At 54.2% G+C, this 24,448-nt stretch carries 25 protein-coding genes and 1 tRNA gene; 12 read left to right on the top strand and 14 right to left on the bottom strand.

What is annotated here, in order from left to right; genetic code table 11:
* Positions 1–29: 29 nt before the first annotated feature.
* The 3 genes from JF44_RS0104345 to JF44_RS0104335 form a co-directional block, all read right to left on the bottom strand.
* Positions 30–962, bottom strand: coding sequence for an OmpA family protein (locus JF44_RS0104345; RefSeq protein ID WP_081944332.1), 933 nt, complete (start codon positions 960–962; stop codon positions 30–32).
* A gap of 39 nt (positions 963–1,001) precedes the next feature.
* Positions 1,002–1,772: a motility protein A gene (locus JF44_RS0104340; RefSeq protein WP_033067745.1), complete on the bottom strand. Its 771-nt coding sequence runs from the start codon at positions 1,770–1,772 to the stop codon at positions 1,002–1,004.
* 483 nt (positions 1,773–2,255) lie between these two features.
* Positions 2,256–3,107: a GNAT family N-acetyltransferase gene (locus tag JF44_RS0104335; protein ID WP_033067920.1), complete on the bottom strand. Its 852-nt coding sequence runs from the start codon at positions 3,105–3,107 to the stop codon at positions 2,256–2,258.
* Between the two features lie 195 nt (positions 3,108–3,302).
* Here JF44_RS0104335 and JF44_RS0104330 point away from each other — a divergent pair, with 195 nt between their 5' ends.
* Positions 3,303–4,373, top strand: coding sequence for a siderophore-interacting protein (locus JF44_RS0104330; RefSeq protein WP_033067744.1), 1,071 nt, complete (start codon positions 3,303–3,305; stop codon positions 4,371–4,373).
* A gap of 91 nt (positions 4,374–4,464) precedes the next feature.
* Positions 4,465–5,413, top strand: a protein-coding gene (locus JF44_RS0104320; protein ID WP_156111604.1) for an IS630 family transposase whose coding sequence is annotated in 2 segments (ribosomal slippage) — positions 4,465–4,800 and positions 4,802–5,413 — 948 coding nt in all. Because the reading frame shifts where the segments join, the coding sequence is not laid out codon by codon here.
* A gap of 6 nt (positions 5,414–5,419) precedes the next feature.
* Here JF44_RS0104320 and JF44_RS0104315 read toward each other — a convergent pair.
* The 5 genes from JF44_RS0104315 to JF44_RS0104295 all read right to left on the bottom strand — a co-directional run bounded on the left by JF44_RS0104315 (position 5,420) and on the right by JF44_RS0104295 (position 10,449).
* Complete coding sequence (locus JF44_RS0104315) at positions 5,420–6,355, bottom strand: hypothetical protein (protein WP_033067741.1); 936 nt, start codon at positions 6,353–6,355, stop codon at positions 5,420–5,422.
* Between the two features lie 74 nt (positions 6,356–6,429).
* A complete protein-coding gene (locus JF44_RS0104310; protein WP_033067740.1) occupies positions 6,430–7,380 on the bottom strand; it encodes a metal ABC transporter permease in 951 nt (316 codons plus the stop codon).
* Positions 7,377–8,597, bottom strand: coding sequence for a metal ABC transporter permease (locus tag JF44_RS0104305; RefSeq protein ID WP_033067739.1), 1,221 nt, complete (start codon positions 8,595–8,597; stop codon positions 7,377–7,379). The genes JF44_RS0104310 and JF44_RS0104305 overlap by 4 nt, the downstream gene beginning before the upstream one ends.
* A 27-nt stretch (positions 8,598–8,624) precedes the next feature.
* Positions 8,625–9,425, bottom strand: coding sequence for a metal ABC transporter ATP-binding protein (locus JF44_RS0104300; protein WP_033067919.1), 801 nt, complete (start codon positions 9,423–9,425; stop codon positions 8,625–8,627).
* Between the two features lie 43 nt (positions 9,426–9,468).
* Entirely contained in the window at positions 9,469–10,449 is a 981-nt protein-coding gene (locus JF44_RS0104295; RefSeq protein WP_052065440.1) for a metal ABC transporter solute-binding protein, Zn/Mn family, read from the bottom strand.
* Between the two features lie 142 nt (positions 10,450–10,591).
* Here JF44_RS0104295 and mntR point away from each other — a divergent pair, with 142 nt between their 5' ends.
* Positions 10,592–11,023 (top strand): manganese-binding transcriptional regulator MntR, encoded by a 432-nt coding sequence (gene mntR / locus JF44_RS0104290; RefSeq protein ID WP_033067738.1) that lies wholly within the window; start codon positions 10,592–10,594, stop codon positions 11,021–11,023.
* A gap of 15 nt (positions 11,024–11,038) precedes the next feature.
* Here the strand turns inward: mntR and asnB are convergent, their stop codons facing one another.
* The gene (gene asnB, locus JF44_RS0104285; RefSeq protein WP_033067737.1) at positions 11,039–12,985 is read right to left on the bottom strand and encodes an asparagine synthase (glutamine-hydrolyzing); all 1,947 of its coding nucleotides are present in this window, start codon (positions 12,983–12,985) and stop codon (positions 11,039–11,041) included.
* Between the two features lie 146 nt (positions 12,986–13,131).
* Between asnB and JF44_RS20100 the strand changes: the two genes are divergently transcribed.
* Positions 13,132–13,881, top strand: coding sequence for a glycosyltransferase domain-containing protein (locus JF44_RS20100; protein ID WP_162181382.1), 750 nt, complete (start codon positions 13,132–13,134; stop codon positions 13,879–13,881).
* Positions 13,882–13,992: 111 nt separating this feature from the next.
* The gene (locus JF44_RS0104275; protein WP_156111594.1) at positions 13,993–15,126 is read left to right on the top strand and encodes a DegT/DnrJ/EryC1/StrS family aminotransferase; all 1,134 of its coding nucleotides are present in this window, start codon (positions 13,993–13,995) and stop codon (positions 15,124–15,126) included.
* 103 nt (positions 15,127–15,229) lie between these two features.
* On the opposite strand, the gene JF44_RS0104270 is transcribed toward JF44_RS0104275, so the two are convergent.
* Positions 15,230–15,319, bottom strand: a tRNA-Ser gene (locus JF44_RS0104270).
* Between the two features lie 327 nt (positions 15,320–15,646).
* Here JF44_RS0104270 and rplU point away from each other — a divergent pair.
* From rplU to proB, 4 genes are all read left to right on the top strand, one after another.
* Positions 15,647–15,958, top strand: a complete 312-nt coding sequence (rplU, locus tag JF44_RS0104265) for a 50S ribosomal protein L21 (protein ID WP_033067734.1) — start codon at positions 15,647–15,649, stop codon at positions 15,956–15,958.
* A gap of 35 nt (positions 15,959–15,993) precedes the next feature.
* Positions 15,994–16,254, top strand: coding sequence for a 50S ribosomal protein L27 (gene rpmA, locus JF44_RS0104260; protein WP_008889409.1), 261 nt, complete (start codon positions 15,994–15,996; stop codon positions 16,252–16,254).
* Between the two features lie 432 nt (positions 16,255–16,686).
* Positions 16,687–17,724, top strand: a complete 1,038-nt coding sequence (obgE, locus tag JF44_RS0104255) for a GTPase ObgE (protein ID WP_033067733.1) — start codon at positions 16,687–16,689, stop codon at positions 17,722–17,724.
* The gene (gene proB / locus JF44_RS0104250; protein ID WP_033067732.1) at positions 17,721–18,845 is read left to right on the top strand and encodes a glutamate 5-kinase; all 1,125 of its coding nucleotides are present in this window, start codon (positions 17,721–17,723) and stop codon (positions 18,843–18,845) included. Before obgE ends, proB begins: the two co-directional genes overlap by 4 nt.
* Before the next feature lie 137 nt (positions 18,846–18,982).
* Here the strand turns inward: proB and JF44_RS0104245 are convergent, their stop codons facing one another.
* From JF44_RS0104245 to phaR, 3 genes are all read right to left on the bottom strand, one after another.
* Positions 18,983–19,378: a helix-turn-helix domain-containing protein gene (locus JF44_RS0104245; RefSeq protein WP_033067731.1), complete on the bottom strand. Its 396-nt coding sequence runs from the start codon at positions 19,376–19,378 to the stop codon at positions 18,983–18,985.
* A 167-nt stretch (positions 19,379–19,545) separates the two neighbouring features.
* Positions 19,546–19,902: a hypothetical protein gene (locus tag JF44_RS0104240; RefSeq protein ID WP_033067730.1), complete on the bottom strand. Its 357-nt coding sequence runs from the start codon at positions 19,900–19,902 to the stop codon at positions 19,546–19,548.
* A gap of 279 nt (positions 19,903–20,181) precedes the next feature.
* Entirely contained in the window at positions 20,182–20,802 is a 621-nt protein-coding gene (phaR, locus tag JF44_RS0104235; protein WP_033067729.1) for a polyhydroxyalkanoate synthesis repressor PhaR, read from the bottom strand.
* 324 nt (positions 20,803–21,126) lie between these two features.
* On the opposite strand from phaR, the gene JF44_RS0104230 reads away from it, so the two are divergent.
* A complete protein-coding gene (locus JF44_RS0104230; RefSeq protein ID WP_156111593.1) occupies positions 21,127–21,996 on the top strand; it encodes a hypothetical protein in 870 nt (289 codons plus the stop codon).
* The gene (locus tag JF44_RS0104225; protein WP_238318370.1) at positions 21,893–23,080 is read left to right on the top strand and encodes an alpha/beta fold hydrolase; all 1,188 of its coding nucleotides are present in this window, start codon (positions 21,893–21,895) and stop codon (positions 23,078–23,080) included. Before JF44_RS0104230 ends, JF44_RS0104225 begins: the two co-directional genes overlap by 104 nt.
* Positions 23,081–23,083: 3 nt before the next feature.
* Here JF44_RS0104225 and JF44_RS0104220 read toward each other — a convergent pair whose 3' ends face one another.
* Positions 23,084–24,067 (bottom strand): nucleoside recognition domain-containing protein, encoded by a 984-nt coding sequence (locus JF44_RS0104220; RefSeq protein ID WP_238318369.1) that lies wholly within the window; start codon positions 24,065–24,067, stop codon positions 23,084–23,086.
* Positions 24,068–24,360: 293 nt separating this feature from the next.
* Here JF44_RS0104220 and JF44_RS20640 point away from each other — a divergent pair.
* Positions 24,361–24,448, top strand: an 88-nt coding sequence (locus tag JF44_RS20640; protein WP_272945635.1) for a winged helix-turn-helix transcriptional regulator, incomplete at its 3' end; no start/stop codon positions are given.

Genomic DNA, 24,448 nt, shown 5'->3' with positions numbered 1-24,448 from the left:
CGGACTGCTGCGCTGTGCCAAGCTGTAAATCAAGGCGTCGATGGAATGCTAAATGTGCGGCGCCTTTGCGATGCCTCATCTTCATTATCAGTATTTATATCGGCCTCGTCAGCAGTGTTTGCACCCTCTGCGCCATCAATATCGTCTGATTCTTCTTCCGACGGCGCGCTAATGCCACCGGGATTGTTGGTTTCGACCATCTCAATGGTGATTTCGACCCGCCGGTTGGTAGACCGTCCTTCTGGTGTGTCGTTGGGGGCAATCGGCCTGCTGTCGCCGTAACCCTGAATAACCATGCGCCCCGGATCAGTCCCGTTTTGATTGATCATGAAATGCAGGACCGACGTCGCGCGTGCCGCGGACAAATCCCAGTTCGAGATATAAGGCGAAGACGCAGAAACCGGAACGTTATCGGTGTGACCGGCAACCAGAACTTCACCCTCGGTCTGATTGATGACCGGGGCGACACGGTTCAAAATGGCCGCAAATTCTTCGGTCATGCCCGATGAGCCGGAAGGAAAGGCAAGTTCGTTGGGGAACCGCATGACGACTTCGCCGTCAATCCGTTCCAGGCCAACCTGATCCTGCAGGCCCATGTTTTCCAGAACGGTGCTCAGCGTTTCTTCTAGTGCCTCGGCTTTTTCGGCCTTGCTATCGCTTTCTTCGCTTTCGACCTTGGGTGTTTCCACAGGCGGGATTTCCGATACCACGCGCGGGGTGTCGGGTGTCGGGGCCTTAAGCGATTTACCTACGATGGAACCATCGAGTTCAATAACACCGGCAAGCTGATCCTGTTGGGAAAAACCAAATGCGGCCTTAACAGACCCGGCAATCTGTTTGTAGCGGATGACATCCATCTCGGCGAAGGTCAGCAACAGAACAAACAGCACAAGCAGCAATGACATCAGATCGGCGAATGTCGCCATCCAAGCCGGTGCGCCTGCTGCGGGTTTCTTTGCCATGGATCTAGTCCGTTACCTGAAAGACCGGTGCTGTCATGTTTACTCTCCGCCGCCTTCTTCGTCTGCGGGAATGCCACCCGGAAGATACGGACCAAGGATTTCCTTCATGACCATCGGGCTTTGGCTGCCCTGAATCTGAACCACGGATTCAATGATCAGTTGCTTGGTGTTTTTAAGCCGATCAACCTTAAGGGCCAGCTTGTCGGCAATTGGCAGCGCGATCAGGTTGGCCAGAACAGCACCATAGAATGTCGTCAGCATGGCAATCGCCATGGCCGGGCCAATTGCATCCGGGTCCGAAAGATTGGCCAGCATCTGCACCAGACCAACCAGGGTTCCGATCATCCCGAATGCGGGGGCAGTGTCGCCAATGCCGCGGAACATCAGCTCGCCAAGTTCGTCATTCTGGATGGATTTCTCCACCTCGCTGGAAATCGAACTGCGGATAACCTCGCCGCTATGGCCGTCAACGCACATGCGAATGCCACGGGCCATGATTTCATTTTCGACTTCGACGCTTTCCAGACCAAGAAGACCGTTTTTGCGGACGAGACCTGCAAGTTCGATGGCTTTCTCATAAATGGAAAGCGGATCTTCCTTGGGGTTCTTGAAAGCAATGCCCACCCCGATCTTCAGCGATTTGATGACGTCGCGCATCGGGAATTTGATAAGCGTCGCAGCCGCGGTGCCGCCAAAAACCACCATAAGGGAGGGAACATCAACAAAGGAATCAAGGCTGCCGCCTATCAGAATGGCGCCAACAATAACGCCCATCCCGGCGACAATTCCAATTAGTGTTGCTATATCCATGTCGGTCTTTGGTATCCGGCTTTAAATAAATTTTTGCTACGTGTCGGTCTTGTCGGTCAGATGGTGGCAGTCCACATGTTACGGGCTACAAATCATTGATTATTTGCCGGTCCTTCCGGCATAGAGCGCATTGGTATTTTGTACCAGCCAGACCGGAACGCACCGTGCTTTCCTGAAGGTTGGGGTTGCAGCAACGATTTTCCATACGCCTGTGACAACTTCCTGCCTTTACACACCAAAAGTATATTAGATGCAGTACCCCCGGTTTGTAAAATAGGGCGTCTGTCGATGTGATACTATCCTTTTGGAATTAAATGTTTGTTGCCAGACTTTCCGGTGGTGCTCAACCCCATCGTAAGATTAGTGCATTGATTAATCGAACACAGTTCCCTTCATTCTACACCGGACCCATAGGCCATAACAGGTCCGAAATACTGACAGATTCTGATCATCATGGCATTCGCCAATCGTGCCAGACCGGGTCTACCCCAGTTCAAAGGATGAAATGCCAAAGGTCATTTCAAGGTCAAGCTCGGGGGCTTGGCCCTTATACATGCGTGCGGTCTCGAATTCCGGTTGCATATTGTGCGATTGGGCCAGTTCGACGGCGCTTTGATTGGGTTCGGGCACATCCAGAAATACCTTGCCGCCTTGGGTGTCACGGCTTTGCAAAAGGGCGTTAAACAACGTCTGGGCATCTTTGGTGTTCTTGGCAAACAGCGGTCCTATTTTGTGACCCTCCTTGCATGGGCGGATCACGCCATAGCCGCGAATGCCCATCGGACCTTTGAGCGCAAGGGCGGTGTGTCGTTGATTGCCAATCCATCCGCGCAGGAAATTAATCCGGCTTTCGGCAAACAAGCGGCACGTCTGTTCAAAGGCATCGACAATTGCGATGTCATGGGTCTCAAGGGTAATCAGATCATCTGGCGTTGGGCTGTGGGCTTCGACCACACCGCCATAACGCACATTGCGATGGGCAAACTCAAAGCCGGATTTGCGATAGTTGTCCTGCTGATCGACGACACCATCCAGTCCGATGGTTTTTAAAACACTGTCTTCAAGCACGGTTTGCCACAATTTGTAGCCAAGACCCGTTCCACGGCGATCCGGACGGCAGATGTAAAATCCGACAAATCCAAAATCGGAACTGTATTGAACCGCTGAAATCACCGCAGCCAAACCCTGCTTGTCAAAGGCACCCCAGAAGCCTTCTGCATCTGTGTTGAAAAACACTTCGGCGTCGGCAACACCGGGGTTCCAGCCTTCATTGGCGGCCCATTCAACCGCATTGGCAAATTCATGGGATTTAAGGCGGCGGATTTTATCAGGCATGTTGATCTTCAAACTTGTGGTGACTGGATATGTCGTCCCATCTGCGCCGATGTCAGCATCAGAGACACGCAATGTCCAAGCATCTAACACGTATGGGCAAAATCAATCATAAAATTTGTTGAGAATGCCTATCAGTTTTATTATCAATGGGCGTCTGTCTCTTGTTCCTTCCTGCAGCATCCTGTCGAGGGCTTCATGCCAACCACCATCCTGACGGCCAAGACCCATATCGCACTTCCGCAAAGCGGGGCATTGATCAAACAGGCTGCGGATTATTATCGCAGTCATGATTGTGATGTGCAGGCTGACGGGGCGCATACACGCATTGCTGTATCAATCGGCCATATCCATCTGGTCAACCACAGCAATGGGTTGGATGTTGAAGTCGGGGCGACGACCGAAGTCGGTGTCGTACAGATGAAAGCTGCAATTATTTCGTTGCTTCAGGGGGCTGTACCGGACGCAAATCTTGATTGTCGCTGGAAGGGGGCGGGCAAAAGCACAGGCAAATTGCCAAATTTCCGCGAGCTTCGCGTTGGCCAGATAACCGATCTGTCGCCGTACATGCGCAGGTTGCGTCTGCATGGTGATAACCTTGATGCCTATGATGTGGAGGGCATCCACATCCGTCTTCTGATTCCACCGCGCGGGCAGGCCAACCCGAAATGGCCAACATTGGCCGAAAATGGCATGCCGGTTTGGCCCGGTGGTGAGGACACCATTGAACAGCGCGTCTATACCATCCGTGCCATGGATGCCAAGGCAGGCTGGATCGACATTGATTTTGTCATGCATGGTGACAATGGTCCGGGCTCGGCCTTTGCTGTTCATGCAAAATCTGGTGATCTGGTTGCCATGACCGGGCCGCTTGGCGATGCGTTGCCTGATGCTGATTGGATGCTTTTTGCGGGTGATGAAACCGCTTTGCCTGCGATCGGGCGGTATTTGGCAGAAATGCCGAAACATGTTGCCGGTCATGCTTTCATTGAAGTCGGCTGTGCCGATGATGTGATTGCCGTTCCGACCCAAAGCCAGATCAAGGTGACCTGGCTGTTTCGCGATGATGCGCGCAAGCTAGAACGCAGTTTGCTTCAGGATGTGATTCGAACGGTTGATGTGCCACACAAAACCCAAAAGGTCTATTGCTGGGCCGGGGTGGAGCAGAAAGATTACAAGCCCATCCATGCCTATTGGCGTAAGGATATTGGCCTGGATCGCGATCATTGCAGGGCCATGACGTTTTGGCGCAAGACCAATCCGGCCTAGAGCGTTTCACGCCTACACGGAATCGATATGGGATTCCCAAAGTAACTGATTTGTGATTCAAGATGGATGCTGGATAAGGAGGCCAGCATCCATGACCCGACCTTATTCGAATGACCTTCGCGGCCGTGTTGTCGCGGCAGTTCAGGCAGGAGAAAGCTGCCGGGCGGTCGCCGCTCGTTTTGAAATCGCAGTTTCATCTGTGGTCAAATGGCATCAACGTTACCGCTCTACAGGGAGTGTTGCGCCGGGGAAAATGGGCGGTCATCGCAAACGTGTGCTGGTTGAACATCGAGATTTCATCCATGAGCAGATCAAGCAAACACCTCATCTGACACTCCATGGCATGAAAGATCTTCTTGCTGACCGCGGGGTGATTGTCTCGCATCAGGCGGTATGGCGCTTTCTCAGGGATGAGGGGCTACGCTTCAAAAAAAACTCTGTTCGCTCTTGAGCAGGCTCGAGCTGGCGTTGCCCGCCAGCGCCGACGCTGGAAGTCCTGGCAAGGCAGGATTGACCCTGAGCGACTGGTGTTCATTGATGAAACCTGGATCAAAACCAACATGGCTCCGATCCGGGGCTGGGGCATGAAAGGGCGGCGACTTGTTGGCTATGCACCTCATGGGCATTGGCGCACGATGACTTTCATTGCTGCCTTGCGCCATGACCAACTGACAGCCCCCTGCGTCTTTGACGGTCCGATCAATGGGAACAGCTTCCTTGCTTACGTAAAACAGCAACTGGTTCGGGTTCTGAGTTCTGGTGATATCGTTATCATGGACAATCTCGGGAGCCATAAATCCCGGGCCGTGCGCGACGCCATAAAGTCAGTCGGTGCCCGTGCATGGTTCCTTCCGCCCTATAGTCCAGACCTCAACCCGATTGAACAGGCGTTCTCCAAGGTCAAGCACTGGATGCGAACCGCTCAAAAACGAAACTTTGAAGAAACATGGCGTCACGTTGGCCACATTGCCGGTACTTTCTCGCCAGACGAATGTGCACGTTACTTCACAAATGCCGGATACGCTTCCGTTAAAACGTGAAGCAGTCTAGGGTGACCCGTTTGATTGAAGTGTCGCAACAGATTGATGCAGGGCAGGGGCGAAATGTGCAATTGCATCATCAAGGGCTGTGATCACCATTCTAACGAGCACTGCTTGTGGATCAGTCGTTGCCGGGTCGACCTCGCTGTTTAATTCAATGATGGCGCGCACCAGTTCGCGGTTGGTCGGGTTAACCGCTGTGGCAATTGTTTTCGCCCGTCCGATTACCAATTTGCGTGCCGCCAAAAAGGCATTGATTTCTTGTTGGGCGGTAAATGTCGGTGGGGTGCCGGGTGTTTGAAGTTTTTGTTGTACCGAAAGCCCGATCATATGGCTTCGTCCGGCAATCAATGCGCTGGTAATGATCCGAAATGCGATAATGTCCCGGGCGAGCGCATTCTGATCTGTAGCAGAAGCCGAGGCCGAGGTCGAAGCCAACTGCTCATGTGCAAACAGGTCCGCTTCAACTTCATCGCGATGGTCTTTGAGCACATCACCGCCAAAATGGTCGGGCTGGCAATGGCGGGCTTCGTGGAAAATCAGCCAGCGATATGTCAATGCAGCACTGGTGGCGTAAGAAAGCCGTGTCCCAAACCAGTTGTGCATTAAACGGGCAAAAACCTCGTCACCAGTATCTGGCGTAATATTGGACGGGACAAAAACCCTGCAGGTGCCAAGATGTGCATCCCCATCCCGGCCAGTCACGGTAAAAGGTGATCGCGGTAGCTTGTCCGGAATGCCGGTGTGTTTTGAGCCAAAGCGCTGCTCAACGAGATCCAGAAACTCAGCCCGGTTTTTGAAGACGATCAGCTCAATATCGCCAAACTGGCGAAGCTCTTCGGCAAGTTTGGTTGTGCTTGCAGGGGCATCAGCAGATGTATGGACAGATTGCGCGCGACCATCCCCGACACCTGCAAAAGCAAGCATCGTGACCAGAAACATCCATGTGATCGTCGCTCGGTACAAAGCAATCATCCCCGTACTATGCCTGTGCGCGGGGCGGTGCGCGACCTAATTCACGTCTCGGCCTGTTGTCCGATGCGTTTGCGTTGCGGACCAAACAGGCAGGTCAACATCAGGATGAGGCCCGAAATGGTCGCTATCATGCCCGCCGCACTCACGGCATAGGGTGATCCAAACCATCCCGGGCCGTATCCGGCAAACACATATCCCAGGATGGCCGAAATGGTGGCAAAGATCACAGACCAGCCAACCTGTCGGCCAAGTTGATTGGTCATAAGGCGCGCACTGGCCGGTGGGCAGACAAACATGGCAATCACAATGATCGATCCGACTGCGTCAAAGGCGGCAACCGCTGCAATCGCGGTTGCGACAACCAACGCAAAGCCAAGCGTACGCGTGCGAATGCCGACCGCTTCTGCAAAGGCCGCATCAAAGGTCGAGATTTTAAGTTCTTTCCAGAACAGGAAGATAAAAAGGGCAATCACAACCAGGACAATCGCCAGACGGGGCAATTGCGGGGGCAGGGTTGCGAGTGCTTTGGGATCAATAAGCGATCCCCAACCTTCGGCGTCAAACCAGATCAGGCTTTCAAGATTACCCAAAAGCGCATGCTGCACATCAATATGCACAGAGCTGGTATCGGTGATCTCAAGGAACAGGACGCCTGCGGCAAACAGGGTTGTGAAAACAAGCCCCATGGCGGCCCCCGGTTCGACCCGGCCAAGACGTTTTACGATTTCAATCATCACAACGGCCACAATGGCAGCTCCTCCGGCGCCAAGCATCATTGGCACTGCGGTAATGGTACCAGTCACCAGAAAGGCCGCAACAATGCCGGGCAGAACCACATGGCTGATGGCATCGCCAATAAGCGCTTGGCGCCGCAGCAACAGGAAATTTCCCGGAAGCGCACAGGCAATGGCGGCCAGTATGCCAATCACAATCGGGGTCAGGCTCAGTTGAACAAACTCCGCCCCAAGGGCCGTGATCAGGTCATTGATCATGCCTTGGCTCCTTGTGCGGTTTGGATCATATGGTCAATTTCGGCAATCTGATCGGGTGTCATCATCCGTTCAATCGGGGTCAGCCCGTCGTAGCGTTCAATGGCGGAATCATCGGGCAATATCCGGCGCGCCATGGCCCAACGGGCTTCGTCGCGGGCTGCTTTTTCGGCGGCAATGCGTCCTCGGGCGGTGGCAACCCCATCGGCACGGATCATGCCCGCACGGCGCAAGATGCGAATGGTCAGCCCATCATAAATCGGTTCGCGGCGCGCAAGCGACAGTAACCCTTGGCGGCGATGCACACGCCGTTGAAAACGCTGATGGCGCAACCAGGATGCAAGCCCGCCGCGTAGCGGTGAAAACAGGGCGGAAATCAAAAAGAACCCGAAGGCCACCAGCACAATGATCGGTCCGGTCGGAAGCGATGCCTCGGCGGCGGACAGAACCGCACCGATATATCCCGAAAGCCCGCCAACACCCGCAGCAATGCCAATCATCGGACCGACCTGATTGGTCCAGAACCGTGCCGCCACGGGCGGAATAATCAGCAAGGCAACAATCAGAATAAGCCCGACGATCTTAAGGCCGATTACCGTAACAATAAGGGCAAGCCCCATCATCGCCAGATCGATATTGCGCACATTGACGCCCGTGGTCGCGGCATAGTCCGGGTCAAAGGCAACAAGCGTCATTGGACGGCGCAGAAGGAAGACGAAGCCCGCTGCCAATGCACCGGCAATCGCAATCGTCATGGCTTCGGAAATCAGCATGCCGGCTGTTGATCCCAGCAGAAAATTCTCAAGCCCGGCCTGACGCCCCGATGACATGGTCTGGATGATGGTTAAAAGAACAATTCCAAAGCCAAAGAATACCGACAGGACTGCACCAATCGCGGCATCTTCGGTCAGGCGGGTTTTGCGCGTGATCCATTCCACCATCACAAGGCCGATGGCCGATGAAACGGCGGACCCAATGATCAGTCCCGGCAGCCAGCGACCATCGCTGCCAAAGGCAACCATGATCATGAAGGCAAGGCCAACACCGGGCAGGGTGGCGTGACTGATGGCATCTGATACAAGGGCGCGCTTGCGCAGGAAAATAAAGGCACCGGCACTGCCCGCAGACAGGCCAAGCAACCCAGCGCCGACTGCAACAAGGGCGCTGTTATATCCGGCCTGCAGAAAAAGCGCGCTTATGAAATAATCCAGAAAACTCATGATTTGGGTCTCTGCTGTGCCGGGCGATCAGGCAAGATGCAATTCATCGATATGGGTCGCAGCAAGGCGCCCGCCATAGGTTTCCTGAAGGTTCTCGGCGGTAAAGGTCGTTTCAACCGGCCCTTCGGCAATGCGCCGGACATTGATCAGAAGGACGCGATCAAAATATTCCGCAACTGTGGACAGATCATGATGGACGCAGACAACCGTCCGGCCTTCGGATTTGAGTTCCTTAAGCACGGACACAATCGCGCGTTCTGTCGCGGCATCAACGCCGGCAAATGGTTCATCCAGCAAATAGAACTCGGCATTTTGCGCAAGGGCGCGGGCCAAAAAGACACGTTGTTGCTGACCACCGGAAAGCTGGCCGACCTGCCGGTCGGCAAAGTCGGACATACCGACCCGTTTCAGGCATTCCATTGCCTGTTGCTTGTGGCGTGCCCGCCACAGCCGAAACAGCCCGACCGATCCATAAAGCCCCATCAGGACCACATCAATCACCCGTGCCGGGAAGTCCCAATCAACACTGGCGCGTTGCGGCACATAGGCTACCCGGTCGCGGGCTTCGTCAAACAGCTTGCCAAAAATTCTTATTTCACCGGAAAGGCGGGGCACAACACCAAGTGCGCCTTTCAGAAAAGTCGATTTTCCTGCGCCATTCGGGCCAATGATCGCGGTCATGGACCCGGCAGGAATGGACGCATCGACGGAAAACACCGCAGGCTTATTACCATAAGATACCGTCAGGCCGCGCACGGTCAGGGGGGCGTCCTTTGCCGCGACATCAAGTATTTTGCCTGATTCTGCCACCAGTTTGGCGCTGCTCATGGTGTTCATCCTGTTTGGTTACGTCGCGAAGTCCGGGTTTTGATCAGGAACCAGCCGCAAGCTTGCCCTGAAAGCCCCCCTCGGGTGCCTCGCCGCCCAATGCGCGGGTAATCAGCGTGACGTTATGGTCGATCATACCGATATAGGTTCCTTCGTAAGTTCCTGGCTCGCCCATCGCATCGGAGTACAGCGTACCACCAATCACCACGTTCTGACCACGGGCCTCGGCCCCTTCGATCAGGGCGCGGACATTACGTTCCGGCACGGAGCTTTCCACAAACACGGCCGAAATCTTGCGGTCGACGATGGTGCTGACCAATTCCTCTACACGGCGCAGCCCGGCCTCGGATTCGGTTGAGATACCCTGAATGCCAAGCACGTCGAAATCATATCCGCGTCCGAAATAGCTAAAGGCATCATGCGCCGTCAACAGTACACGGCTTTTTTCCGGGACGGTTGCCGATACGCTGTTCATATAGCTGACCAGTTTTTCGATCTCGGCAATATGTTTATCGGTATTGGCGCGATAGGTGGCTTCGCCTTCCGGGTCGGTTTTAATCAGGGCGTCGCGCACCGCATGAACAACCGTTTCCCACAATTGCGGATCCATCCAGACATGGGGATCAAACCGGCCGTCATAATCGGCATGGCTCAGAAGCTTGTCTCGGGCGACAGCCTCGCCGACGGCAACGACATTGCGGCGCTTTCCAAGATCAAGGAAAAACTCTTCAAGCTGTGCCTCCAGATACAATCCATGCCACAGAACAAGATCGGCACGCGCCATCGCGGCGATATCGCTGCGTGTCTGGCGGTAGGAGTGGGGATCAACACCGGGGCCCATCAACGCCTTGACCTCTGCGCGGTCGCCTGCGATCTGGCGCGCGGCATCGGCAATCATTGATGTTGTTGCAACCACATTCAACGGCTTTGCCACAGCTGTGCCGGTACTGGCGCCGAAAACCATCGCGATGGCAAGCAGGCTGCAAGTCAGGGCGGCTTTGTGCAGAGTCTCCAAAAGGCGCATGGATACGTCCCGGATGAAAATTGAAATCACTCTATCGAATGTCCACTATTTATGTGCGGACTTTTAAAGTTAGTCAAGGCTAAATTGCTATTTCCAAGCTTAGTTGTTATGAAGGTTTCAGGTATCCGGATTGGAGAGATTAATGGGTGAGGATAGCGCGCTTAACCCGCGTCATAACAAGGCAGAAGTTTTCGCACGCCTGCGCGATGCACATGCCCGCGAAGTGACCGAAGACTACGTGGAAATGATTGGTGATTTAATCGCCGAAGAAGGCGAAGCGCGCTCGGTCGCCCTGGCCGAACGTTTCGGCGTGACCGCAGCCACAGTCAATAACACCATCAAGCGCCTGGAACGCGACGGCTTCGTCACATCCCGCCCCTACCGCGCCATCTTCCTGACCGAAAAAGGCGAAGCACTCGCCAAAAAATGTCGCGAACGTCATCAGATCGTTTATAACTTCCTCGTCTCCATCGGGGTCGATCCCGAAGTTGCAGAATTTGATGCCGAGGGGATTGAGCATCATGTGAGTGAGGAGACGTTGAGGGTGTTTGCGCGAAGCGTAAGTGGGCTTTAGTCAATATCAAAAGGCCTATTGCTCAAACATCGACAGATTTTCTTGCCCCCAAGCCGATAGCATTAGAATAGGCCAGAGGTCGCCTTCAAGATTGGCTCCGCGTTGATGGTCTTCAAAGCACTGGCCGATTTCGGTCATATCTAGCCGATCTTTCAAAGCTGTTGGCATCTCTTCGACTTGTTCATTGGCCCACTGACGCAAATCACACCGTAGCCATTCGCGGATCGGCGGGTCGAAGCCTTGCTTGGGGCGGTCAACAAGTTCTGCGGGAACATGATCGTAAAGGATATCGCGCAGCAGTGTTTTAAGGCGACCATCTTCCCCTTCGTTCCATGATTGCGGCATCGACCAGCAAAGTTTTGCAAGTTCCCTGTTTAAGAAGGGGGTCCGCGTTTCAAGCGAAGTGCTCATTGATGCCCGGTCGACTTTAACCATCAGGTCTTCTGGTAAATAACAAAGGCTATCTGCAACCATCAGGCTGTTAGCAGTTGGTAAAATGCCAACTGTCTCTGGCGAGAGAGGCCATATGTCATCAATTTCCATCCCGTCCTGCAGATATTCGCGATTAAGCGGCAGGCCGTGACGCCAAAAACTGTTATGGTGATGGTTAAAGGCAGGCAGTTTGTTGGTGGCGTCGCGAAGCATCTTCGTATAGCTGCGTCTTGCCTTCACGCTTGGTTTGTTGCGCAACAAACCAGCGAGTTTGTCCAGCTTCTTCCACGGAAAAAATCTGCTCGGTAATCTCTTCGGGTTTCGGCTGTGCCAGCCTGCTTTTACTGCGGCGTATCGGCTGTAACCGAGAAAGAATTCATCACCGCCATCCCCGGAAAGTGCGACGGTGACATGCTGACGGGTCTTGCGGCAAAGAAGCAGTGTGGGGACTTGCGACGGATCGGCAAAGGGTTCGTCCCAAATTTTTGCGAGTTCGGGAACCAGTTTGGCCGCTTCTTGTGCCGAGCCATGCACCTCGTGATGGTTCGTGCCAAGATGTGCCGCAACTTTTTGCGCGTGATCTGCTTCATTATAGCGTGGGTTGTCAAAGCGTATCGTGTAACTGCCAACCGGTTGTTCGGATGCTTTCGCGGCCAGTGCTGTTACCAGTGACGAATCAATTCCGCCTGACAAGAAGCACCCAAGTGGCGTGTCAGCAATCAAGCGCCTTGCTGCGAGGTTTTCAAGCTTTTCACCAAGTAAAACTTTGGCATCTTCGCGTGTTCCCTCAAATGGTGCGGAATACGCCGAAACGGCTTCTTTTTCGCCGTTCCAGTATTGATGGTGGCGAGGATTGGAGCCGGTTTCGGCAGACCATTGGATGTACTCACCAGCACGTAGTTTCCGGATATGCTGCCAGATCGTTTTTGGGGCCGGGATATATCGGTGACGCAGGTAAGAGGCAAGAGCACGGTCGTCTATGTTGTCATTGGGAACCCCCAATGGTGGTAAGGCTTTGATTTCAGAAGAAAATGCAACCGAGTTGCCAAAGGTGGCGTAATATAATGGCTTCTCGCCAAAGGGGTCGCGCGCAAGTGTAAGTTTTTGCGTTTTGTTGTCCCACAGCGCAAACGAATACATTCCGTCCAGTTGCGCAAGGGTTTCGTCCAAGCCCCATTGGTGAATGGCCATGATCAGGGTTTCGGTGTCTGAATGTCCTCGCCAAGCCTTGCAATCCGGGTTCTCTATTTCCAAACTGCGGCGCAATTCCAAGTGATTGTAGATTTCGCCGTTAAAAGCGATCACAAACCGCCCACAGTATGACTCCATGGGCTGATGGCCGGCATTGCTCAGATCCTGGATGGCAAGTCTGCGGAACGCGAGGCCGATGTGTCCGTGCGCGTCGATCCAGAAACCCTCATCATCGGGGCCGCGATGTAAAATCGCGTTTCCCGCAGCCTGCAATTGGCCGGCAAGTTGATTTCGGTCCATTGATTTGTGGGCCTGATACAGGCCAGCAAAACCACACATCTTTCCCTGCTATAATCTGGGCAAACATCAGATATCTAAACGGATGGCGCTTCTTGTATCCGAGTTATTCGGGGGCTATAACTTTCAGCCTTCAGGGCTTGATTGTTAACATGGCCCATTCATGGCGAATAGTCAGAAAGGCACATATGCGCAAGGTAATTTATACCGTGATTGTCGGCGGTTATGACGAAGTCAGACCCTTGCCATCCTTCCCTGGCTGGGACTTTGTTCTGCTGACAGACCGAAAACCATCCTTCTGGAAGAGACTTTCTGGACGCTCTCGATGGCAGGTTCGCCTGTTTGATAATCCGGGGCTTGATCCCACGCGTTATTCCCGCCTGCCCAAACTGAAACCGCATCTGTTTTTTCCCGATCACGACTATTCCGTCTATGTCGATGGCAACGCGCATCTTCAACAAGATCCGTCGAGCCTTCTGGACAAACTCGATTGGCCCGATTTCGCAGTATCCGAACATCCGTTTCGGGATAATCTTTATGACGAGTTCCAGGAATGCCGACGCATGGGGTATGACGACGACATGGTTTTCGTGCGTCAGGAAGAAAAGTATCGCCTTGCAGGGCTCGCAGATCCTGCACCGCTCTTTGAGAACAACATGATATTGCGCCGTCATAACAAAGACGCTGTTAAGGCATTGGACGAGGCATGGTTCACCGAGCTTTGCGCAGAGAGCAAACGTGATCAGCTCTCCTTGCCCTTTATTTGCTGGCGTGATGGTTTCTCGCCAGTCACTTTTCCGCAGAGCTTGAAGAAACAGTACTTCCGGACGCGGTCTCATCACCGGAGTTTATGGGCTCGTTTTGGTAGGTCGATCCGAAAGAGATTGGGCAGGGTCCAAGATATTTGCCTTGCCTTAATCGGGCAGTCCATAGGGTAGAGCCTTAACAATTGTGCAATTAACCGCTTTGTATAAATAACAACAATATGAAAGCAGTGCTCAGGGGTTTCGTCTAGCCCGTTGGGTGCTTGGATGAGGCAGGATAGCGCGATGCGTTTTATAGATTTACATACCCAACGTGACCGGATCAGGAGCCAAGTCGACCGAAAAATGACAGAGGTTCTGGATAGAGCTGATTTCATCAACGGGTCTCTAATCCCAGAATTTGAAGAGACACTTTCTAACTTTAACGGCGGTGGACAAGTTGTTGCCTGTGCGAATGGTACAGATGCCCTCACTATTGTAGGCCAAGCTGAGGGAATCGGGCCAGGAAAAGCCGTTTTTGTGCCAGCTTTTACTTTTGTCGCATCGGCTGGGGCTTTCGCAATTCTTGGGGTGACGCCGTTCTTTGTCGACATCGACCCTCTAGATTTCAATATATGTCCGGAGAGTCTTGAGGTGGCGATCTCAGAGGCAAAAGGTCAGGGCCTCGACCCTGCGATGATTGTTGCGGTCGATATGTTTGGCCAACCTGCTCGCTACAAAGAACTACGTGCTTTGGCGGACAAATACGACCTTGTTCTGGTATCTGATGCTGCTCAGGCCTTTGGTGCCCTTCAAGAGGGAAAGCGATCACGCTTGGAATATGCCGATTGGGTGACTACCAGCTTCTTTCCGGCTAAGCCGCTCGGTTGTTACGGTGATGGTGGCGCTGTCCTGTGTCGAAGCAAAGAGCGGGCGGAGCTCGCAAAATCTATCGCCCAGCATGGGAAGGGAACAGAGAAGTACGACAATGTACGTATTGGCATGAATAGTCGTCTCGACACTTTACAGGCAGCTGTTCTTCTCTGTAAGCTTGATGTATTTGCTGAAGAGCTTGAAGCCCGTCAAGGGGTGGCTGATTATTACGGGGAGGGGCTATCTGAAACGGTGGTGACGCCAACCATTAATGAAGGAAACCAGTCTAGCTGGGCGCAATACACTATTCGTGTCGAAAGCTCGGAGCGAAGGCCCTCTTTGCAACAACATATGAAAGATGCTGGTATTCCGACGGTTGTTTACTACCCCAAGCCTCTTAACGAACAGGCGGGTTTTCGCCGGTACCCTGTTGTCTCGAAAGGCTTAAAGAATTCAATGGATGCGAGCCAAAAGGTCTTGAGCTTGCCTATGCATCCGTATTTGAAGAAAGAAGAGATAGACCGTGTAATTAAGGAAGTCGTTTGTTGGCGGCGTTCAGTAGGCTGATTTCTAGAGTTACCAATAGATCCTATAGCGACGACAATCGACTCTCTGGTTCGAGGATCTCTTGTGTGAGTATCTTCAATTATAAACGCTAATGTTCCGAAAATGGCGGAGAGGGTGGGATTCGAACCCACGGTACTATTGCTAGTACAACGGTTTTCGAGACCGCCCCGTTCGACCACTCCGGCACCTCTCCGCATGTGTGGTCTTGGCGTTCGACGCGGTGTTTAACGGTCCCGGCGCAAGATTGCAAGAGGGAAATCGTAATTCCGTGCGGGTTCTTTTGTCTGGCGGTTTGCCTGGCGCTTTTCCTTATGGTTCGAGCCATGCATCTGCCACATGTCACAGGTTGGCGTGGTGTGGGGCAAATCTGCGGGGTTGAGGCGCTTGATCGGTGACTTCGCAGTTGACTCTCGGGGTCAAAAGCGGTAATTCACCCGTTCTTCGCAGCGGTTCGGTATCTGTTAGCAGCGGCACCGAGCTGCGCGTTTGTGTTTCCAGAATATTTTTCAGGAACTTTTAGATGTACGCAATCATCAAAACTGGTGGCAAACAGTATAAAGTTGCCGCCGACGACGTTATCAAAGTCGAAAAGATCGCTGCCCAGACCGGTGAAACCGTGAAACTTGAAGAAGTTCTCATGGTTGCTGGTGACGGTGCGCCGAAGGTTGGTGCTCCGTTGGTCAAAGGTGCTTCTGTCACGGCAGAAGTTCTCGAGCAGGCCAAGGGCGACAAGGTGATCGTTTTCAAGAAAAAGCGTCGGCATAACTACCGTCGTAAAAATGGTCATCGCCAGAACCTGACTGTTCTGCGCATCAAGGACATCAAAGCCTGATTTATCAGGTAGAGATGCAGTTTTAGGAGAGTTTCATGGCTCATAAGAAAGCTGGTGGTAGTTCGCGCAACGGTCGTGACTCCGAAGGTCGCCGTCTCGGCGTTAAAAAATTCGGTGGTCAGGCAGTTGTTGCAGGCAACATTCTCGTTCGTCAGCGTGGCACCAAGTTCCATGCCGGTGACAATGTTGGCCTTGCCAAAGACCACACCCTGTTTGCGACTGTGAACGGTTCTGTCCAGTTCAAGTCGGGCTTCAAGGGTCGTACTTACGTAACCGTCGTTCCGGCAGAGGCGTAAGCCTCCCGTCGGGTGCGGTCTTCGTACCGAATTTTGCAAGGGAGGAATGAGCAATCATTCCTCCCTTGTTTTATACCAACAGCTTTAATTATTGAGCGGTTTGATGGCGCCAAATTCGTTCATTCGGCAAGGCGCGTCGCGCCGGTCATATCGGGGATATGGGCAAGCGACGGAACACAGCCGATGGGCGAATTTGACCCACCCGAAGGGCCGTTTTGTCGCGCCCGCCGGGCATCGTTATGTATCGCTTGTGGTCAGAAGGACCAAGGCGCGAAACATGCCTTGCCAGCAGACGCGACAAGCCGGTCAAACCGGTCAATAATTAAAGCTGTTGGTATTATATGATATAGAATTTCAAATCCCGTCGAAGCGCAGGGCTGTTGCGCGCCGGGATCGACATTATAAATAAGGGCACCGCCCAAAGGACCGGTTATGAAGTTTCTCGATGAAGCCAAGATTTATGTGCGCAGTGGCCGCGGCGGTGCCGGTTCGGTCAGCTTCCGCCGTGAAAAATACATCGAGTACGGCGGCCCGGACGGCGGCGATGGCGGGCGCGGTGGTGACGTCATCCTTGAGGCGGTCGAAAACCTCAACACCCTGATTGATTTCCGCTATCAGCAGCATTTCAAGGCCGAAATCGGCATGCATGGCATGGGCCGTAACCGCACCGGGCGTGGTGGTAAATCCATCACCATCAAGGTCCCGGTCGGAACCCAGGTGATGGCCGAAGACCGCGAAACCCTGATTGTCGATATGGTCGAAGATGGCCAGACCTATTTGCTGTGCCGCGGCGGCGATGGCGGGCGTGGCAACACGCACTTCAAATCATCGACCAATCAGGCACCGCGCCGTGCCGAAGAAGGCTGGCCGGCAGAGGAAATGTGGGTATGGCTGCGCCTGAAGCTGATCGCCGATGCCGGTCTGGTCGGTTTGCCAAATGCCGGCAAGTCGACCTTCCTGGCGGCATCGTCGCATGCGCGCCCGAAAATTGCCGATTATCCCTTTACCACCCTGCATCCGCAGCTTGGCGTGGTGCATGTCGATGACAAGGAATTCGTTCTGGCCGATATTCCCGGCCTGATCGAAGGTGCCTCCGAAGGCAAGGGCATCGGCACCCGTTTCCTTGGCCATATCGAGCGCTGTGAAGTGCTTGTCCATATGATCGACTGTGCCGAGGAAGATCCGGTCGCGACCTATAGGACGGTCCGTGAAGAGCTTGAAGGCTATGCCGGGGTGCTGGTCGACAAGCCGGAAATCGTCATCCTGTCCAAATCCGATCAGCTCCTGCCCGAAATGGTCGAAGAACAACGCGAGATCCTTGAAAAGGGCATCGGCAAGAAAGTTCATATCGTCTCGGGTGTGACCCAGCAGGGGATCAAGGATATCCACCGCGAAATACGTGCCCATATCGATGGCGAGCGGGAACGCCGGGCCATGGAGGGTCGCGAAGAAGAGGGCTTCCAGCCGTGACCAACCACGCCCTGGCGGATGCAAAACGCCTGATCATCAAGGTGGGCTCTGCCCTGCTGGTCGATGAAAACACCGGCAAGCTGCGCCGGGCCTGGCTTGAGGCGCTGGCCGATGACATCGCCCTTCTGCGTGAACGCGGTGTCGAGGTCATCATCGTGTCAAGTGGCGCCATTGCCATGGGGCGGCGTTTGCTGGGGCTGGATCACCGCACCATTAGCCTGGCCGACAAACAGGCCGCTGCCGCCACCGGTCAGATCAGCCTGTCACAGGTCTGGCAAGAGGCCCTTGGGCGCAATGGCCTGACCATGGCGCAGGTTCTGGTAACGCTTGAAGACATGGAAGGCCGTCGCCGTTATCTCAACGCACGCGGGACGCTCAATGCCCTTTTGGCCCGGGGCGCCATTCCGCTGATCAATGAAAACGACACGGTCGCGACCGAGGAAATCCGCTTTGGCGATAATGACCGTCTCGGGGCCAAGGTCGCCCATATGATTTCGGCCGATACCCTGGTGCTGCTTTCGGATATTGATGGGCTTTATACTGCCGATCCGCGCAAGAACCCGGATGCCGAACTCGTGCCCGAAGTGCGCGAACTGACCCCGGAAATCTTCGATATGGCCGGTGTCGCCCCGACAATGTACAGCTCCGGCGGTATGGTCACCAAGCTACAGGCCGCCGAAATCGCCATGAAGGCCGGCTGCCGCATGATCATTGCACGCGGCACCATCTATCATCCGCTCAAAGCCCAGCTGGAAGGCGCGCCCAATACCGTCTTCCTGCCAAGCGAAAGCCCGATGGCCGCGCGCCGTCACTGGATCGCCACGTCTCTTAAGGCATCTGGTGCGATCATTGTCGATGCCGGGGCGGCAAAGGCCATGCGGGCGGGCAAGAACCTGCTGGCGGCCGGGATCACCGGCGTTGAGGGGCGTTTCAAGCATGGGGATGCTGTGCGGGTGCTGGATGCCGATGGTCTTGAGATTGGCCGCGGTATTACGTCCTATGGCACCGAAGAAACCCGTCTTTTGATCGGTCATGCCTCAGCCGACATCGAGGCGACCCTTGGTTTTACCCGGGGCAATGCCATCATTCACTCAGATGATCTGGTGATGGTCGAAGTTTAAGGGCATTTGGGTGCACCTTTGACAAGGGACGTTCGCGTCCCCTTTTTTTGTCCGTTTGCAGATACAAAAAAAGGCTGTCCTCCAAAAACGGAGAACAACCTTTTCATAAGCTGATGCTTGAGCCCGTAAAGTCGGACTTAGGCAGCCTGGTCTGCAAGCGCACGTGCCATCTGGCTCAGCGCTTCCTGATGTTTTTCGTGCTTGATGCTTGCGAAGTTACGCGCAAGTTCAAGGCACATACGCTGACGCGTATTAAGTTCGGTTTCCTGGCTGCCTTCAAGACCTTCGTAGAAGTAGCTCACCGGAACACCCAGAACCTGGGAGATCTCAAACAGACGACCAGCAGAGATGCGGTTAATGCCGCGCTCATACTTGTGGGCCTGCTGATAGGTAACACCGATCAGGTCCGCCATCTGCTGCTGGGAAAGGCCCAGCATAATGCGACGTTCGCGAATACGCTGACCAACATAACGGTCAGTGTCAGTGGCGCGGTTTGCGCGCTTCGGTTCTTCGTTTTGAGCAATCTCAGTCATTTTATAATCCGTTATCAACCGCCAGTTATTAATCCCCACTTAGGATGCTGTCGGGCTTCTTTTGAATCGCCCAAATTACAACGCATCGCAGCGCCATTTTCAGGCTGCGATTGGCTGTATTGTACCTGAACTTGGGTCAGATAATCATTGCAGCATTCCGCCAGAAGCTAGCTATATAGGTCAATTGAGCTGTCTTTGTCTAGTGCAGAAGGCGAAAAAAAGACGTTGGTTTCTACGCTGTAAGGTTCGAAATGCCGTGCATAGCTGGCATGCGCATCTTGAATGACCGGCGGTTGCAAAAGGTTTTCCTGAGGCAAGACCTGCCCCAAAAGTTGGGTCCAGAATGCTGCACTGCCCACAAGATCATGGGGTTGCAGCCACGCGCCACCACTTTGCGCAATTTTCTCCACAGGTGAAATCTGCGCAAGTTTGGCAATCCCGATCCCGGCAGGACCATCGGTTCCAGTGCTCGTGGCATCGGTCCTGCGGGCCGGGAGCATGGGAATCGGTGTGATCGCGGTCATGTTTTTTTCGGTCTTTAGGGACGATATTACCTGTCGGGTTCAAGACTCCATGTTGTTGCACTGTAATTGCGATGTTTACCCGGCAAAAATTGCCGCCTTGCGGCGCTGCCGGGCGGGTGAAAACAGTTAACAAAAAGTTTATGCAGGATTGGTGCCGCCCCGGTGGGCATCATCTGCCCTGCCAATCGACGGGCGATGGAAACCGGAACGAAAAAAGGGCGGAGCATCAGAAATGCTTCGCCCTTTGCAAATTCATCCCCCGTTGCCGGGGATCAGTCGTTACTTATCGGATTTATTGCCGCCAGCCAGGTTGTTAAGCTGCGCCTGCATGGCTTCAAGCTGGCTTTTAAGCTCATTGAGCGACGCATCGGTTTGCGCAGCCCCGGGCGCGGTCGGGCGCTTGGGAGCGTCACCGGTCGGCTGGCCATTTTCATCAAGGGCGAAAGGCGAGAACATCTTCATCGTCTGCTCGAACAGCGCGATGTTCTGTTTGTTCATTTCTTCGAACTGGCCGAACGGGAACATGCCCTGCATGGTGCCCTGCATATATTCGCGCATCTGATCCTGATTGTGGCCAAATGCCTGCATCGCCTGTTCAAGATAGCTTGGAATAAGCCCCTGAAGGCTGTCACCATAAAAGCCGATCAATTGACGCAGGAAACTGATCGGCAGAAGGTTCTGCCCCTTGTTTTCTTCCTCGACAATGATCTGGGTCAGGACCGGACGTGTGATGTCTTCGCCCGATTTGGCGTCATAAACAACAAAGTCGGTATTGTCTTTGACCATCTGCGAAAGGTGATCAAGCGTTACATAGGAACTGGTCGCCGTATTATAGAGACGGCGGTTCGCATACTTCTTGATAATGATGCGGTCCTGATCATCTGATTTCTTGGAGGTCATGGCGTCTTTCCTGCTTCCCTGTTTCCCGGACGTTTATCTGGCGAACATTTCCGGTGGTATCGATCCACCCGCTTTGCGCATGCACAAATTACGGATTTGAATTTTATGTTGCGCAGCATTTTCGATTTTGCATTCGCTCAGAAGTAAAGAGAGTGCCGCGATTTTTCCAATGTGTCCAGTATTCAACGTGAAGTGCGGTGCGAAAAACAACTTTGGATACCGTTTGTTGTGGCGCAGCATGGGAATTCGTTTTCCCGAGATCGACATCAATCTATAGTAATGCACCAAACATGCTTCGCATCAGGGAATGATAAAGGCGCCCATATGGCCAAGGACCCCGACACGACGAACGATATCACCGACGGCACAGCCAATCCCGGTGCCGCCAGCCCATCGGATGATCAATCTGATCACAGGGGCGATGGCGAAACCGCGATGGATGATGACGAACGTCTTGAACAGCTCGCCGCACAGTTCCTTGCCCTGTGGCGCGAACAGGTTTCCGCAACGGCAGACGGATCACAGGCCGCAAGTGCCATTGGCCGACTTTACGCATCCCTTGGTGCGGATACCACGCGCATGGGCGAAGGGTTCGAAGCCTGGGGCAATTTGATCGGGCAAATGGCAATGGGGCAGCATCCGGTGACGGGGGCGGCCAATCCATTGGGGGCGGTGTCGGGCACGGCCAACCCGTTGCAGGCAATGATGGATCAGATGACCAAGGCCGCACGCGATCTGCCAACCCGGCCGTTCCCGGGCGGGATGCCATTTCCCCCCAATATGGCGGCAATGGCCAACATGACAGGCACGCCACAAAGTGGCCAAACCAACCCGGGAAAATCCGCGCCAACGGCTGATGGGGATACGAATGCAGATGCAGATGCAGATGCAGATGCAGATGCAGATGCAGATGTAAAGTCTGCTGCCAAGGATGCGAAAAAGACTTCGAAAAATACATGTGCCGCAAAAGATGCTGCAAAGGGGCAGGGGAACAATGATCAGTCCGCCAAAACAAAAGCCGCGTCCGCCAAAAAGGGAAAGCCAAAAGCGGGCGGGGCCAAGACCGCTTCCGATGCACATGGCAGTCGAGATGACGAGCTGGCTCAGCTCGCGCGCCGCATTGCCGATCTTTCTGAAACAATTGCTGCCCTGGAAGCCGGAACTGAAGGATCAGGCGGAGAAACTTCTGACTGAGATGGAAGCCTTCCATCCCGATGATGTTGCCCAGGCGCTTGATCGTGTCGCCTTTGATCGCCACGCCGGGTTCCATGACGGTGTGCGCGCCTATCAAAAACATCCCTATCGCCGCCCGCGCGACGATGCGCGCACAGACACCCCCGTGATCTGGGAAGACGGCTCAACCAGGGTCTATGATTTTGGCCCGACCGCTCCGCAAAAGGGCAAGGGCACGGGGGAAATCGTGCTGCTGGTGCCCTCGCTGGTGAACCGTGGCTACATTCTTGATCTGAACGAAAAACGAAGCTTTGCGCGCTATTTGGCCAGATGCGGCTATCGTCCGCTTCTGGTCGAATGGGGCTATCCGGGCATGGATGAAGCCAATTTCGGGCTTGATGATTATATTGCCGGGCGTTTGGTGACAATCCTTCAGGACGTGGCCGATATGAACGGCGGACCAGTGCCGGTTGTGGGCTATTGCATGGGCGGGGTTCTCGCCCTTGCGGCAACGCTTGTTGATCCCGCACAGGTCTCCAGGCTGATATTGCTGGCAACTCCTTGGGATTTCATGGCGGCTGGTCCGACCCAGTCACGCATTGCAGCCGCCTTTGCACCATCCCTGCCTCAAATGCTTGCCATCCATGACACACTGCCTGTTGATGTGCTGCAAAGCCTGTTTGCCAGCCTCGATCCCTTTATGATCGGTGAAAAGTTCCGCCGTTTTCACGCCATGGCAACAGATTCCGGCAAGGCACGCGATTTTGTCGGACTGGAAGACTGGCTAAATGACGGGGTGCCATTGCCGCGGCGTGTTGCGGTCGATTGTTTGATTGGCTGGTATGTTGAAAACAAACCGGCAAAGGGGCAATGGCAGATTGATGGTATTGATATCAATCCGGGCGACCTTTCATGCCCGGTGCTTACCGTCATTCCGGAAAATGACCGTATCGTCCCGCCCGAAAGCGCGCAGGCCTTGTTTGATGCCTGCCCTGAAGATGTCCGTTCTGAATTGCATCCCTCAAGCGGGCATATCGGCATGATGGTCGGCTCGCGTGCCGAAAAATCCACATGGAAGCCGCTTGTTGACTGGCTGGCATCCTAAGAGTCAGGTAGCACTATCTGTTGCCAACGCTGTTTGTGGCTTGTCCCAGCGCAGGGTCAGGCGCGCCAGAAGGGCGATGATGATCAGCGTCAGGATCACGCGCCCGACAAGCACCACCCAGATGTCCGCACCAAGGGCCAGCATGATGGCAGTATCCTCAATCAGGGAATGCGACAGTGATAACCAGCTGAGCGACAGGAACAGGGTGCGCTTGGGGTAATTGTTTTTGCGCGCTTCTTCGATAATCAGCGCGCCGCCAAATGTCAGGCCAAGCAGGACGCCAATGGTGGTCACAGGCGCCACATCGCGCGACAGGCCGGAAATCCGCAAGATCGGCGACAGGGCCAGTGTGAATTTGTCGGTCAGGCCGCTAACCTTCATCACATCAAGAATGATCAAAAGGCTGGTGATAACGGCAAAGCTGACGACAAGCGATTTGATGGTCTGAACGGTCCAGTCACCCCAACCGGCAACGCCGGTTGCTGCCATCTCCATATCGCCGCCGATCATCCAGGTAAAATCAACCGGTTCGGACAGCCACCCGGTCATGTTGCTTATCCATGTCACCAGCGCCCCGTATCCCACGGCCGCAGCGATCCGAAGGGCGGTGGTGGCAAAAAAGCTGGCACCGGCGCGTTTGACAATTGCCTGTTCGACCGGAAGTCCATGGGCAAAAAGCATCATCGCGCACAGCGCGCTCAGTTGGGCCGCTGTCATATCAAGATGGCCTGCCAGCCCGATAAAGGCACCAACCGCGCCATACATGCTCACAAGCGCACAAGTCGCCCAGATCAGCCCCGCTTCCGGTGGCAACCCGATCAGGGCCATCACCGGGGTCAGCCACTCGGAAACAACCTCAATCGCCCCGAACTCCTCGCCAATCCGCACAATGATCATGACGGGCAACATCACCTTCATCAAGGTAACGAACAGCTTCTGACTGCGGTTGATCAGGTCAAAAAGGTAACGTTGCATGGCGCGGGTCATGGGGCGTCTTATCCATCAGGTATCTGGTGCCGGGCACCGGTGGGGCTTTTGCGGCAAACGACCGCACTTTTGGAATTATCGAAATTTGCCAGCTCGCTGTTTTGGCGTGTGTTGGCAATGTTTGATGCGGCACATGATGCCATGCCATCTGATGCAACGGGCAGCGTATTTGCGCAAAGCGGCGCAATATGGCAGCGTTGTTTGATAAATTGGCGCTTTGGAGTTGCGTGAAGATGATGAACCTGGATCAAATCGATACCAAAATACTGCGCCAACTGCAGTAAAACGCTGATATCGCCAATGCCGATCTTGCAGAAAAGGTCGGGCTTTCGCCATCGGCCTGTCTGCGGCGTGTCGCCAAGCTGCGCGACAATGGGGTGA

The sequence above is a fragment of the Thalassospira australica genome (assembly GCF_000763295.1).
In the GTDB taxonomy this organism is placed as follows: Bacteria; Pseudomonadota; Alphaproteobacteria; order Rhodospirillales; family Thalassospiraceae; genus Thalassospira; species Thalassospira australica.
This window is presented reverse-complemented; position numbering and strand designations above follow the sequence as displayed.